The following is a 15,007-nucleotide window of genomic DNA, read 5'->3' as shown; positions in this document are numbered from 1 at the left end:
TACCTACTCGTCTATTTTTTTTGTATTTAGTCGTCATTTTTTACCGATCTATTCCGAGTCGCTGCCAACCTTCGCAACTGATCTTCATAGGCCTGAACAAACTCATCGCCAAACAGAAATTGAAATGACTGCTCCATGTTATCGACAAAATCACTGTAATAATCGGTATAACTGCTCCAGTAGCGCGCCTTTTGCATCCCAGGAAGCAGCACACCTTTTTGGCTTTTATCGAACTGATTTTCCAGTATTTCCGGGTTAAATCGCTCCATCATATTTTTGAAAGCAGCTCGAATTCCAGCAATGATGGCAACCTGATGCTCGGCTATACCACTAAAACCATCACGAAATGCATCCCTTGGTTTTTTGTAAGCGCTACTATTTCGAACAAACATATTTTCGATGGCCTCCTGCGCACTTACCGAAAACTTTAACGGGTTATTCTCTACAGGCTGGATAGTTGTAATATTCATTCTAAATTCATTTTTTATACTCGCCCTCGAGCGCAGTATTTGCATCATGCCTTCAATGATCTCCGGCAGTAACTCACCCACAGTTTTCGCAATGTCGTTTTTTTGCTCGTCCGTCAATGATTGCTCAGCCAACCCCATGGCATCTACAAGCGAAGCGTTGGCTGCAGAACTTTCTTTTTTTGCTGCAGCAACTCTCGCTTTGGCCGCCTTTATTTTTGCGGCCTTGATCTCCGCTGCACGACCTGTATCTGCTCCTCTTTTCTGACCGGCTGGCTGCGGAGCTGGCTTTTGTGAAGCGCGCGAAACAGGTGGGTCAGTTAAAGGCACCGATTTATTGCCCGGTGCGGGCGCGCTCGGCAGAGGTCTGGACGGACGAGAAGGTGTTGCTATCTGCTGGGTCGGTGCCGGCGCGGGCTGCACGGGCGCCATCAAATCATCGTCCCAGCCTTCAGGTATGGCATTTGACGGGGATGCATCCGGCCAATGAACAGCTTGATTGATAGCGTCGGCGCCATCGTAATGACTAGCATCAATACCGTTTTCAAACGGATCACTGCAACCAAAAAGTTCTTGATCGCCCATACCAGCAGATGAAGAAGCCTTATCCAAAGCAGCAAGTGGATCAGTTTCTTGCGGCTCAGAATTAAGGGGTAACGGTGCAATACCATCATTCGAACGCCCAAAAACATCTTTCAACTGGCTGCTTTGCTGTGGTGCAAACTCGTCCATACCTGCAAAAGGCGAACTCGCACTTGAGAATGGCGACATTTCATCTGTACCAGACGATGACGCATTAGAAAAAGAAAATTGATAATCGCCCAGCTCAAAGGTATCACCATCGTTAAGGGCGATTCTGCCACCCTTTCCAATAGGCTCCGGCGATCCGTTGACGAAGGTTCCATTAGTACTCAAGTCAATTAAAAAATATTGGCCTCCGTCCGCCCGAATTTCGCAATGATTGGACGACAAAAAACGATCTGGGTCTAACAAAACCCAGTGGTTCCCATCCCCCCTACCCAGGCCCCCCCCCTGCTCGGGAAAAACCATACTACTTTCCTGTAGTGTTACTCCATCCGGCGATCGAGTAATGGTGATCTGCAATGCCATTCGTACGTCTTCCTAAACTCACCGAAATCCAAAAATATATAATTATCAAGATGTTATGCAGAAGAAACCACCAAAACAATCCATGGCATTATCTCTATTGCATACAACTAACGCAATCGTACAGCAGCTTTCCGCCGTAAATTACGTTAACAGGATCAGCATAATGATCTATAACACGCCAAACATACGTCGCATTGAATCACATTTCACAAAAGTAACAGAAAAAAAAGTGATATGACCAGCTACAACATTATTTTAATAAAATCTTCGTTCGTCAAAACCCATACTCAAGACGTACTTTAACGAATCATATCCAAACAAATTAGTACCTGAGCATTAACCTTCCCTGCTTAACCTCCTTACAAATTTATTTATCTAAGAAAACGGAGTTCCGAGCTAACGCCGCTATGCCGGACACTGCAACTTTATTACGACCTCAATCTTTGCAACCGCAATTAATTTTCAAGTTACAGGGATCGATTAAGAAAATCATTAAGAGTGTTAAGTAGACCCTGTTCAATAACAATGCGCTACATATCCATTTATTTTTACCACTACGAAGCAAACATAACACAGACAAACGCCCCAAGATGACTCAATTTGCTTTCACTCATAGATAACAAGCTTTCGTAACCGCATTAGGTCAAACTTTATCCCGTTTTCCATTTATTTTGTTGTTTATCGCATAAAACAACAGAATCCGTGGTGCGTTCTTATTTAATCGAATATTATCGCACAACCATAGACTGTATCGCCAAATAACCAGAACCCCGTCAATTATTTGATATTTTATTCGCTGATTTTACTTAGGAGCGATTTAGGGTATTAAATAATAGGGCGACTTGTGCTAACGTTTCCGAAATGTATGGACATTTCGTTGCGCGACAAAAAGTGTGAACCAGTTCAAACTTTTTAAGTGGCAATTGATTCAGGATTAGAAATCAGCCCCAAGGGACAATAATAAATGGCTTCACCGAATTTAGTTGATATTGATAGTCTGCTGTTAGCCATTAGTGACGAAACACCCTTTGGTACAGATATTCGAGACGATAGCTCTCCCAGCTCTATCTACCAAACAATTAAAGGCGAGCGGAATTCCGCTCGCGCCCTCGAAAGACAAAACATCGACGACAAAAACTCCAGCGAAGCTGATACCCACTGGAGAAAAATTGCCGATCTAGCGCCAGAAATATTGACTCATTACGCTAAAGACCTGGAGGTCGCCTGCTGGTATGCAGAGGCTATGATTCGCATATACGGGTTTCAGGGATTACGCGACGCCTTCAGTCTTATGCACGGCCTAATCGATCAGTACTGGGAAGGCCTTTACCCCATGCCGGATGAGTACGGAATGGAAACACGAGTTGCCTGCGTCGCAGGACTAAATGGTGAAGGCGCTGAAGGCGTTATTATTGCACCTATTCGAAAAATAAAAATTACCGACGGCGAAAACCCAGGGCCTTTTAGCTTCTGGCAGTATCAACGCGTGCTAGAAGCCCACAAATCATCAGATGACGACACCAGAAAATCCAAACTGGAAAAACTAGGTTACAGCCTCGATGATGTTGAAAAATCTGTAGCGGCCTCCACAGACATATTTTTCACTAACCAGCGTAATGATATTGAAGAAAGCATTCACAAATACAAACAGCTTGGCACACTGCTTGACGAGCACTGTGGAATTCACGAAGCGCCCCCAACCCGAACAGTAACAGAAGTTTTGGAAGAGTGTCTCGGTGCCGTTAATTATTTAGGAAAGAATAAATTTCCTGTCGATACCGTTGACGCCGTAGCTGCAGCTACGGAGGAAGAAGGAAAGGTCTGCATGGATGAAAACTCAACAACCAATGTAGCTAACACCGTGAAAGTTGGCCCGATAGACTCTCGAGAAGCTGCTATTAAACAACTTCAACATGTTGCCGAATATTTTAGAAAATCGGAACCCCATTCACCTATCTCCTACGTTCTGGAGAAGGCAATAAAATGGGGCGACATGTCGCTAATTGAATTAATATCCGAGCTAATACCCGATTCATCATCACGTGAACGTTACAGTGAACTCACAGGAGTTCAAAGTGACGACTAATATTCACCCGCTAAAATTAGAAGTGGTAACCAATAGTCATCTATAACCTGGAGGTCAGGGATTATGTCTGAAAGCATACACGATAAACTCAAAAGAGTGCGAAAACCCCGAGTTCATATTACTTATGATCTCGAAACAAGTGGATCTGTTGTTGAAAAGGAAATTCCTTTTGTAATGGGTGTTATGGGTGATTATTCCGGCGATAATGCCGAGAGCAAGAAATCATTAAAAGATAGAAAGTTTTCACAAATCGACCGCGATAATTTCAACGACATAATGAGCAAGGTAAATCCACAGGCCAACCTAAAAGTCGAAAACACACTAGAAGGTGATAACAGTGAGATGTCTGTCAATCTCGACTTTAAAAGTATGGAAGACTTTGAGCCTCAAAAAGTGGTTAATCAAGTTGAACCACTAAGAAAATTAATGGAAACGCGTAACAAACTGCGCGACCTGCTAACAAAAGCGGATCGTTCTGAAGATTTAGAAACCATCCTTGAGGATGTTTTAAGTAATACTGACGCACTGGCTTCACTCGCAGGTGAACTCGGCTCAGACGATACCGAAGGGGACAAAGATGGCGAATAAAGAAGAGTTAGTAGAAAGCCAGGAAGCGGAAGCACAGGAAGTCAGCTTTCTAGAGCAAGCCATAAGCGCTACCAAGCAAACACCGCGAGACGAAACCGAGCTGCTACTGAAAACCCTCACTCAAGAAGCAACTCGAGGCACTGTTAAGTGGGATAAAAATCTATCCATAACAATTAACAACGCTATTGCCGCACTGGACGCCGTAATGTCCAAGCAACTTGCTGCTATTATGCACCATGAAAAATTTCAGAAACTGGAAGGCTCGTGGCGCGGTCTCAACCATTTGATATCTAATTCAGAAACAGGAAGCCAGCTCAAAATTCGTATGCTGAACATCAGTAAAAAGGAATTGAGCCGCGACCTAGAGAAAGCTGTTGAATTCGACCAAAGCCAAATATTCAAAAAAATATACGAAAGTGAGTTCGGCACCGCTGGTGGCGAGCCCTATGCCGCCCTAATTGGCGACTACGAGTTTTCTTCCCACCCTGATGACGTATCATTGCTAGGCAAAATGTCTAATGTTGCTGCTGCCGGATTTTGCCCGTTTCTATCGGCTACTGCGCCACAAATGTTTGGTTTTGATACGTTTACTGAACTTTCAAAACCTCGCGACCTTGAAAAAATATTCGACTCAGCTGAGTACATCCAATGGCGCAGCTTCCGCGATAGCGATGATTCCCGTTTTGTCGCATTAACCATGCCTCGCGTATTGGCCCGCCTACCCTACGGCGCAGCTACCAAACCAGTAGAAGAATTCAACTACGAAGAAGCCGCACAGAGTTCTGACGGCCAACATATTGAGTCTAAGCACGACTCATACTGCTGGATGAACGCTGCCTACACGTTGGCTACCACCCTAACCCAGGCCTACGCCGAGTACGGTTGGTGTACCAGTATTCGTGGCGCTGAAGGTGGTGGAAAAGTCGAAGGCTTACCCAGCCATGTTTTTATTAGCGACGACGGTGATGCAGACCAAAAATGCCCTACCGAAATCGGAATTACAGATCGACGAGAAGCCGAGCTAAGTAAGCTAGGATTTTTGCCGCTGTGTCACTATAAAAACACAGATTACGCCGTATTTTTTGGCGCACAATCTACTCAAAAGCCGAAGAAATTCGACAATCCAGATGCTACCTCCAACGCTGCAATTTCTGCGCGACTCCCCTATCTTATGGCAACTTCGCGCATCGCCCATTTCCTTAAAGTTATGGCTCGCGACAAAATTGGCTCCTTTATGGAGGCCGACGAAGCAGAGCTGTGGCTCAACCGCTGGATTGGCTCTTACGTGAATGGCAGCCCCGGCGCTAGCCCAGAAATGAAAGCGAAATATCCTTTAGCCGAAGCTCGAGTAGAAGTTAAGGAAGTTCCCGGCCAGCCCGGAGTCTTTAACGCAATTGCCTATATGCGGCCCTGGTTGCAAATGGAAGAACTTACCGCCTCTCTTAGATTGGTAGCGAATATTCCGAAAGCAGGTTAAAGATACGAAAGGTACAGGGGGCAGTATGCCCCTTTATTTTTGCATGGACGATATGCCGGATTTATAACGTGCAACCAACGAGCAATTCCAACAAAGCAACAGGAGACCATCAATCATCAATACCGATTGATGCCGAATCTCTCTATACCCAAGATTCCTACCTAACCTCATTAGGAGATTTCCTCAAAGAGAAAAACACCTCTAAATCCCTACTCTATTGGTTAACAGAATTTGAAAACCCACGCACACTCAAATCGCCGGGAGACGCTATAAATGCAATTCAGAGAAGCATTTCCGAAATAGACAACCTAATAAACGACCAGCTTAATCTGATTTTGCACACGCCAAGATTCCAACAACTTGAAGCCTCTTGGCGAGGACTTTGGTATTTGGCAGTTCAGGCAGATGGAGTGAAGAACCTAAAAGTTAAGGTGCTTGATATTAGCTGGGGAGAAATAGTACGCGACATAGATCGCGCCCTCGAATTTGACCAAAGCCAGCTGTTTCAAAAAATATACAGTGCCGAATACGGCTCTCCCGGAGGGGAGCCTTATGGTATTTTAATTGGTGATTACGAAATTAGCCATCGGCCATCGACACAACAGCATCACAACGATCTTTCGACGCTTGAAGGTATTGCCGAAATTGCCGCCGCAGCTTTCGCTCCTTTTGTTGCCGGCGCATCTAGTAAACTACTTGGGATGGAAGACTTTTCGAAGCTTGGCCTGCCTCAGAACTTCCATTCCATTTTTTCTCAAACCGAATACATTAAGTGGCGAAGCTTTCGCGACAAATCAGATTCACGTTTTATTGGGCTAACCTTACCAAAAGTACTGGGCCGCCACCTCTACCGGAAAACACCCGGCAGCTACAAAGGGCTGTTTTTTTACGAGAAAACCGTATCCAAAGAGCAAAATATGTATTTATGGAGCAACGCCTGTTATGCCTTTGCCGGAATTCTAATTCGGGAATTTTCCAGTGTAGGCTGGTTCGGGCATATTCGAGGAGTACCACGCAACGAAATAGGTGGAGGACTTGTTACTAACCTTACGGTGGATTCGTTTGATACGGATGCAGAGGGTATCACCTACAAACCCGCAACCGATGTTGTCATTACAGATGCGGTAGAAAGGGAAATTGGAACTATGGGCCTCATTCCCTTATGCCAATGCTATGACACACCCTACGCAGCATTTTACAGCAACCAATCAGTACAACGCCCCAGCTCGCAGGAGTCTAAAACAAGCCATATCAATGCGAAGCTATCATCCATGCTACAGCATGTACTTTGTGGCTCACGTATAGCGCATTACATCAAAGTTATGATTCGCGATAAAGTCGGATCTTTTATTTCAGCGGAAGAATGCGAAGCTTACTTACATAAATGGCTATTTAAATATACTACTGGCCGTCACGATTTGGAATGGGATGAACAGGCCCGCTACCCACTAAGAGAAGCTTCGGTAAGAGTGCGCGAACACCCAGAAAAACCTGGCCAGTTTTTATGTGTCATTCATATGGTTCCACACTACCAAATAGACCAAATGGTATCGGAACTGGAGTTAGTCACAGAGCTGGCACAATCAGGATAAGCGAACAAGCTAAAAAAATCACTTATGGCACGCATTGACAAAAAGAAAAAACTGCGCCCTTCCATTCTAGATCGTTTGGTTGATAGCGAACCTCACATTCAAATAGAGGCTGACAAAAGCAAACATCAACAAATAAAGGAGTTACGTAATAGCGTACGTCGCGACTTGGAAAATCTTCTAAACACACGTTACCGCGTGATTGAACCCAATACCGATCTGTCACAGCTGGAATCATCCGTATTAAACTATGGGCTGCCAGACTTGGCCACAGTAAATATTGTGGATCATGAAAAGAAAAATGAATTCACCAAAAATCTCGAAAAGATATTGCGCACCTTCGAACCCAGATTTAAAAGTGTGAAGGTGAAATACCAAAACAACAAGGACGGGACAGATAGGACCCTGCGCTTTAGAATTGACGCAACACTTTATGCAGACCCAGCTCCAGAGATTATTATATTCGATTCCATTCTGGAACCCGTATCACGAACAGTAAACGTGGAAGAGTCGCACCATGACTGATGAATTACTCCCCTACTACGAAAAAGAATTGGCATTTATACGCCAAATGGGGGCAGAGTTTTCTAAAGAGCACCCGAAAATTGCCGGCCGCCTTGGGATTAGCTCTGATACTATTGAAGACCCCCACGTATCGCGATTGATAGAAGGCTTTGCCTATTTGAACTCACGTATACAGCATAAGCTCGATGATGATTTTCCCGAATTATCAGATGCATTGCTTAGTGTTATTTTTCCTCACTACCAGCGGCCTATCCCCTCAACATCTATTGTTCAATTTATTGCGGATAAGGATCAACTTGATAGCCAATATACTATCCCCCGAAATACCCTTTTGGACACCGAGCAATTCCAAGGGGAGCACTGCCGATTTTCAACCGCGTACCCGGTAAACTTGCTACCAGTTTCAGTAAGCCATGCCAGCTTGATGGGCCGCCCTTTCGCCACGCCCGGTGCGGACCGGGTGAATGGTGCCGGTGGCGTTCTAAAACTTACACTGGAAAGTTTTAACGAAGAGATCACTTTCTCAGAGCTACAACCGGATAGATTACGCTTTTATTTGAAAGGTCAGTCGCAGCATATTCATCCTCTTTACCGGCTATTACTCAATAAGTGCCTAAGCGTTGTCATTTCGACCAGTGCAACAGACGGTAAACCTGTTTTTGCCAGCAGCGATATTATTAAGCCCGTAGGTTTCGATGTAGACGAAGGGATATTGCCCTACCCTCCTGCGTCCTTCGTTGGCTATCGCCTACTAACCGAATACTTCGCGTTCCCAGACAAATTTATGTTTATCGACTTTTCCGGTCTAGCAGGTTTAATCCCTGAAAATACCGGAACCACACTTGAGCTTTACGTCTACCTACAATCCTCAAATATTGAACTGGAACACAACATCAATGCCGAAACATTTGCGCTGGGTTGCACTCCCATCGTCAACTTGTTTGAACAGAGAGCAGATCCGATCAAGCTCGACCATAGCTGCAGCGAGTACCAAGTCATACCCGATGCCCGACGCCCAGTAGGGTACGAAGTCTATTCTATCGATGCCGCAGTTGCCTCTAACCCCGCTGGAGAAAACATTCCTTACCTGCCTTTCTACGGCCTTTCTCACCAACACCAGAGCTCTGAAAACCACGCATTTTGGTACGCCAGTAGACGCACCGCCAAACTTGGCTATCAAGAACGGGACGAAGGCACAGATGTATTTCTCAGCTTGGTAGACCTCCAGTTTAACCCCAATATTCCTGAAGATAGAACGCTGTCGTTATCCATGACCTGTAGCAATCGAGATCTTCCAGCAAAGCTGCCATTTAATATGGAGCAACCAAAACTGCAGTGTATCGATAGTGCTCCGCCCTGCTCTCGCATCCGCTGTCTCACACAACCCAGCGCCACCGTAAGGCCTCCGTTGGGCAACCATGCCCGCTGGCGGTTACTTTCGCACTTAAATCTAAACCATCTGTCGCTAACTGGAGGAGGCAACCCCACCGAAGCGCTAAAGGAAATATTGCGGCTTTACGATTTTAATGAGACAGCGGTTACGCGCGGGCTAATAGAATCCATTGAATCGGTCAATGTGCGAAATATCAGTGCGCCATTACCTATTGATGGGCACGTGACGATTTGTCGCGGCATTGAGATTTCTATTACGTTGAACGAAACACAATTGACCGGGAGTAGTAGCTTCCTTTACGCAAGCGTACTAGAACATTTCTTTGCTCTCTACTGCTCGGTTAACTCATTTTCACGCGTATTGGTTAAACTAAAAAATAAAGAAGGTTACCTTAAAGAATGCCCTCCCCGCGCTGGCGAAAAAATACTTCTGTAATTAAAGATCTTACAGAAAACCCTGAAAACTATTCATTCTCTCAAGTCGTTCGTCTGCTGCTGAGAGCAGCTAGCTATAACAAAAAACTGGGCTCCAGAACGATTGGGAAAGAGCAGGCTAGCAATCCAGTTGGTCGATTTTCCCCACCCGCCTCTGAAGCGATTCGATTTCTCGGAAATCCATCTTTAAGCTTTCCGAACTCAGAGGTTGAACAAGTAACTCCAAACGCCCAAAGGACACCCAAGGAATCACATAATCAATGGCAAGTCACGGTTAACCTTATCGGGCTGATGGGTAGTATGGGAGTTCTCCCTTACCACTACACCGAATTTTTAATGCAGCGTATTAAGCAGAAGGATTCTGCAATGTTGCATTTTATAAACATCTTTAACCATCGAACCACCTCACTGTTTTACCAAGCATCCATAAAGTACCGATTGCCTTTCGCCTACGAAAACTCAAAACTTGAGGGCAACGCCACAAGAGATTCACACACCCAAGCTTTGTTGTCGTTGATTGGGCTCGGCACTAAACACTTAAATCACCGGAACGTTATTCAGGACGAGTCCCTCATCTATTTTAGTGGGCTATTAAGTCAACAGGTTAAAACCTCTACGGGTCTAAAGCAGATGCTTCAGGCCTATTTTGATGTACCCATAGAAATTAAACAGTTTATTGGGGAATGGCACAATCTTATTGATGAAGTGCGAACTCGATTGCCCACCAGAACAAACAAAAAAGGGCAAAATGTCATCCTTGGACGTTCCACTATTCTTGGCAGCAATGGTTGGTTTTCTCAAGGAAAAACGAGGATTACGCTAGGGCCACTAAACAAGGAGCAATATTATCGCTTTGCCCCGGGCACAAGAAATTTGAAAGCCCTTAACGAGCTTGTCCGACTTTACCTTGGTCTGGAGCGGGAATTTGATTTTGAAATACAGGTAAGCCGAAAGGACATTCCCAACAAGATAGCACTGAGTAAGGATAAGCAACCCATTATCGGCTGGAGCACCTGGCTTTCCAGTAAACCCCTGGACCATACGCAACATAACGAAATTATGCGGATCCACGTATCGGCAAACCAACTAAAATAGTTACATAGGTAAAAATAAGGATAACTGTATGATTAACATCAACCTGAAGTCATTAGTCGGAAAGCTCAACGAGCACTGCCGCAATGGACTAGAAGGCGCTGCCGGTCTCTGTCTTGCCCGCACGCACTATAACGTCGAGATAGAGCACTGGCTATTAAAGTTACTGGAGCTTTCAGACAGCGATATCGTAGCGATATTGGAAAAATTTGAAATTAACCCGGGAAAGATGGTTCAGGAAATCAATCGAGAGCTGGATCGCATTAAAGCGGGAAATTCACGCGCACCGGCACTATCGCCTACCATTGTCGATCTGGCAAAAAGCGCATGGATGCTGGCATCTATTGAATACGGCCACAACCAGGCAACATCGGCGCATGTATTGGCTGCGCTCATGCTTGACGATAACCTTCGTCGCTCCACCGAAATAACATCTGGTGAACTCAGTAAAATACCCCCGGAATCATTGCGCGACGTTGTACGTAGCATCGTTGGAAGTACAGCCGAATCCAGCACACATATTCGTGAAGATGATAGTGGCCAACACACCATCGCGTCCGGCGCACCAAGTAAGTGTCCGGCGCTGGATAAATTTACGGTTAACCTTACTGAAGCCGCTAAACAGGGAAAAATTGATGCTGTACTCGGGCGCGACGAAGAAATTCGCCAGATAATCGATATTTTAATTCGTCGCCGTCAGAATAATCCAATTCTAACGGGAGAAGCCGGTGTTGGTAAAACAGCCGTAGTAGAAGGCTTTGCACTTCGTATTGCGTCTGGGGATGTCCCTACCCCATTAAAAGGCGTAACCATTAGAAGCCTCGACCTCGGGCTACTACAAGCCGGTGCGAGCGTGAAAGGTGAATTCGAAAATCGCTTAAAATCCGTTATCTCTGAAGTGAAGGCTTCACCCGACCCGATCATTATGTTTATCGATGAAGCCCATACCATGATTGGAGCTGGAGGGAAAGAAGGCCAAGGCGATGCAGCAAACCTACTAAAGCCAGCACTAGCTAGAGGCGAATTACGTACCATCGCAGCAACAACCTGGGCGGAATATAAAAAATATTTTGAGCGAGATCCCGCGCTGACTCGCCGTTTTCAGGTCGTAAAAATAGAAGAACCCAGTGAAGAAAAAGCTATCAACATGATGCGTGCAATCTCCGTAATGCTGCAAAGTCACCACGGTGTTCGCATTATGGATGAAGCTATTGTTGAATCCGTTCGCCTATCCAGCCGCTATATTACAGCTCGCCAACTACCCGACAAATCAGTAAGCCTCTTAGATACTGCATGTGCCCGCGTGGCATTAAGTCAAAGTGCAACGCCCGCAGCAATAGAGGATACACGACGACTCATTGTACAAAGCGAATCCAATATCATATCCCTAGAGCGCGAAAACGCGACGCTTGGGAATTGCGAAGGTCGAATATCCCAATTAAAGGATAAAGTGGGAGAATTGAGGAGCCATCTAGACGCTCAGCAAATCCAGTGGGATAAAGAACGAGAAAAAGTCGATGCGATTCACGATTTACAGAAACGTATCGAAGACGATTTTCACGCAGCTCGTCTAAACGACGAAGACAAGAAAAAAGACAATGCTCCCGCAATCCTTGAAGAGGATGAGCGCGAAAAAATTAAACAAGAATTACATCGTTTAATGGAAGTACTCACGGACATCCAGGCCGATTCCCCCATGATACAGGTTAATGTAGACGGTCAAGCAATCGCCGAGGTAGTCGCGAACTGGACAGGAATTCCAGTTGGAAAAATGGTCTCAGATGAAATTAATGCAATCTTGAACTTAAAGGAAGCACTACGCGAACGCGTAATAGGCCAGGATCATGCCCTTGAAGCTATAGCGCAAAGCATTCGAACTTCCCGCGCAGGACTAACCGACCCCCGAAAACCCATAGGCGTATTTTTTATGGTGGGCTCCAGTGGAGTAGGTAAAACCGAAACCGCACTAGCGTTGGCCGATATGCTTTACGGCGGCGAGCAAAATATTACAACCATCAATATGTCCGAGTTTAAAGAAGAACACAAAGTTTCTATGCTACTCGGCTCTCCCCCAGGTTATGTTGGCTATGGAGAAGGTGGTGTACTTACAGAAGCGGTTAGACGTAAACCCTACAGTGTAGTGCTGCTTGACGAAATGGAGAAAGCTCATCCTGGAGTACAGGACATTTTTTATAATGTATTTGACAAAGGAACCATAAAAGACGGTGAAGGCCGGGATATTGATTTTCGCAATACTGTTATCATTATGACCTCCAATGCCGCAGAAGAACATATTCGTGCCATGTGTGCCTCCGCAGAAGAATTACCCGCGCCGGATGTGCTGATGGACAATTTTCGTCCGCAACTACTCAAGTATTTCAAACCCGCATTTGTTGGAAGAACCACAGTTATCCCCTACTACCCCCTAAATGACGAAAACCTCCTAAAAATTTGTAGGATCAATATGAATCGAATTGATAAACGCGTAAAAGAGCACTATGACGCCGTGTTTAGTTACGATGAAGATGTAATGTTGCACATTGTTGCCCGCAGCCAGGAAGTCGATACTGGCGCGCGGAATATTGAAAATATTTTAACCCGCACCATGCTACCAGCACTGGCCTCCGAATGTCTTGCACGTATGGCCAATGGTGAACCCATCAACAATGTGCACATTGGCGTTACTGGTGAGGACGGATTCTCCTATCAGGTAAGCTAATCATATATTCGTGCCTCTCGCTGGCAATCTCACGGCGAGATGCACGAATATCGACTATCCACGGACAATACATTAGACACATATTGAACATGACTTACTTTTTTCTGAAGCAATGCGCTTTGCGGATTATGCCCCTATCGTTTCTATCGGTGCTTTGCCTGCTCACCAGTACCGCTTTCGCGAACGACAGAAGTGACCCCGACCTTGAGCGCCTAGAGAAACTGGATAAAGAATTTCAATCACTCTCTGCACGCCTTCTCAACGACTACTCCCAGGAAAACCAAACAAAAATCTCTAAAAAAAATAGTATATCCCGACTAAGGAGCCGGGTGAACGCGGCTTTCTCAAACAACAACCCTATCCTTGCCCTTTCACTAATAACAACAAATATCAAGTTAATTAGAGTTCATATTGATACGCCCGAAACACAATATTTTTTAGCGCAGACACTTTCCTACAACGAACGGCACGCCGCAGAAGCATTAGTTAGCGCAGCAAAATTAGATGGCAATCTCTATACCCAATCAAAATTTCAATACCTGCTTGCGAACTATTATTTTAAAAAGGGTGATTGGGCTCAGGCTCAAAAACACCTAAGCGCTATTGAGGCTGAAAACGCTCTTACCCAAGAAGAGGCCGATTATGCAACCATTATATTTGGCATTACTTTACAAAAAAGTAGGCTGCACCGTAAATCGATAACTTTTTACGAACGCATAAAAGATTCATCCAGTTACTACTCCTACGCTCAGCTAAACATAGCTGTCGCGTATATTCGACAAGGCTGGTGGACAGATGCTCAAATTGCCATTGATAAAGCCCTCACAAACACCCAAGAGAAAGGAATTTCAGAAGAACAAAAAGCGATCAATAATCGACTCTATCTTGTATTGGGTTACTCACAACTTCAGCACGAATTTTATCGCGATGCACGAGAAACGTTTCGGAATATCGATTTAGAAAGCCCCCACGTTAACCAGGCACTGCTCGGAATTGGCTTGTGTGCACTCCATCAGGGAGACTATGTTGGGTCACTCAATGCTTTCAACACTTTAAAGAAAAGGGGGAAATCCAATAAAAGTTACGATATATACATAATCGAAGCCAATCTTCTAGTGCCCTTCAGCCATGAGCAAATGGGGCAAAACACCACAGCCTCAGCCCTCTACACTGAAGCTATCGCTTATTATCAGAGCCGAATAGCACAGAACGATCAAGCCAAAGAAAAAATCCGTACTATGTCGAAAAACTCAACAGACATTCAAGATATTTTGGCGCTAGTGTCCCAACAGCTTAAAAGTAAAATACCGACAAACGCGACCGACAACCTAGCAATGCTTAGCAAGTTTAGTTCGCTGATTAAAAATACAGCACTATCAAACGAACTGAAAAGCCTCGAGAATACCTACAGCAAAGTATTGGCCAGCTACGGAATAGCCCTTCTTGCCGAAAATGAAAAGTTACTACAAAGTTATTTGAGCCAGGCACAGTTTGGTGTAGCGAAACTATACGATAGTGGGCAATAAG

General features: G+C 45.0%; 10 protein-coding genes. 9 read left to right on the top strand and 1 reads right to left on the bottom strand.

Features of this window, described 5'->3' with window-relative positions:
• Positions 1 to 26: 26 nt before the first annotated feature.
• Entirely contained in the window at positions 27 to 1,577 is a 1,551-nt protein-coding gene (gene tagH, locus H5715_RS04340; RefSeq protein ID WP_075188039.1) for a type VI secretion system-associated FHA domain protein TagH, read from the bottom strand.
• Positions 1,578 to 2,541: 964 nt separating this feature from the next.
• Here tagH and tssA point away from each other — a divergent pair.
• From tssA to H5715_RS04295, 9 genes are all read left to right on the top strand, one after another.
• Positions 2,542 to 3,663 carry a type VI secretion system protein TssA gene (tssA, locus tag H5715_RS04335; protein ID WP_075188040.1) on the top strand — a complete coding sequence of 374 codons (1,122 nt, stop codon included), beginning with the start codon at positions 2,542 to 2,544 and terminating at the stop codon, positions 3,661 to 3,663.
• 63 nt (positions 3,664 to 3,726) lie between these two features.
• Entirely contained in the window at positions 3,727 to 4,251 is a 525-nt protein-coding gene (gene tssB / locus H5715_RS04330) for a type VI secretion system contractile sheath small subunit (RefSeq protein ID WP_075188041.1), read from the top strand.
• The gene (gene tssC, locus H5715_RS04325) at positions 4,241 to 5,728 is read left to right on the top strand and encodes a type VI secretion system contractile sheath large subunit (protein ID WP_075188042.1); all 1,488 of its coding nucleotides are present in this window, start codon (positions 4,241 to 4,243) and stop codon (positions 5,726 to 5,728) included. Before tssB ends, tssC (H5715_RS04325) begins: the two co-directional genes overlap by 11 nt.
• Positions 5,729 to 5,796: 68 nt before the next feature.
• Positions 5,797 to 7,320, top strand: a complete 1,524-nt coding sequence (tssC, locus tag H5715_RS04320) for a type VI secretion system contractile sheath large subunit (RefSeq protein ID WP_246434680.1) — start codon at positions 5,797 to 5,799, stop codon at positions 7,318 to 7,320.
• Positions 7,321 to 7,344: 24 nt separating this feature from the next.
• A complete protein-coding gene (gene tssE, locus H5715_RS04315; RefSeq protein ID WP_075188043.1) occupies positions 7,345 to 7,842 on the top strand; it encodes a type VI secretion system baseplate subunit TssE in 498 nt (165 codons plus the stop codon).
• Positions 7,835 to 9,670, top strand: a complete 1,836-nt coding sequence (gene tssF, locus H5715_RS04310; protein ID WP_075188044.1) for a type VI secretion system baseplate subunit TssF — start codon at positions 7,835 to 7,837, stop codon at positions 9,668 to 9,670. The genes tssE and tssF overlap by 8 nt, the downstream gene beginning before the upstream one ends.
• Positions 9,634 to 10,764: a type VI secretion system baseplate subunit TssG gene (tssG, locus tag H5715_RS04305; RefSeq protein ID WP_075188045.1), complete on the top strand. Its 1,131-nt coding sequence runs from the start codon at positions 9,634 to 9,636 to the stop codon at positions 10,762 to 10,764. The genes tssF and tssG overlap by 37 nt, the downstream gene beginning before the upstream one ends.
• A gap of 28 nt (positions 10,765 to 10,792) precedes the next feature.
• A complete protein-coding gene (gene tssH, locus H5715_RS04300; RefSeq protein WP_075188046.1) occupies positions 10,793 to 13,480 on the top strand; it encodes a type VI secretion system ATPase TssH in 2,688 nt (895 codons plus the stop codon).
• Positions 13,481 to 13,569: 89 nt separating this feature from the next.
• Positions 13,570 to 15,006 carry a tetratricopeptide repeat protein gene (locus H5715_RS04295; RefSeq protein WP_083608258.1) on the top strand — a complete coding sequence of 479 codons (1,437 nt, stop codon included), beginning with the start codon at positions 13,570 to 13,572 and terminating at the stop codon, positions 15,004 to 15,006.
• The last annotated feature ends 1 nt before the right edge of the window (position 15,007 follow it).

Source organism: Teredinibacter haidensis, from assembly GCF_014211975.1.
In the GTDB taxonomy this organism is placed as follows: domain Bacteria; phylum Pseudomonadota; class Gammaproteobacteria; order Pseudomonadales; family Cellvibrionaceae; genus Teredinibacter; species Teredinibacter haidensis.
The sequence above is the reverse complement of the archived record's forward strand: the minus strand, read 5'-3'. Positions and strand labels throughout refer to the sequence as shown.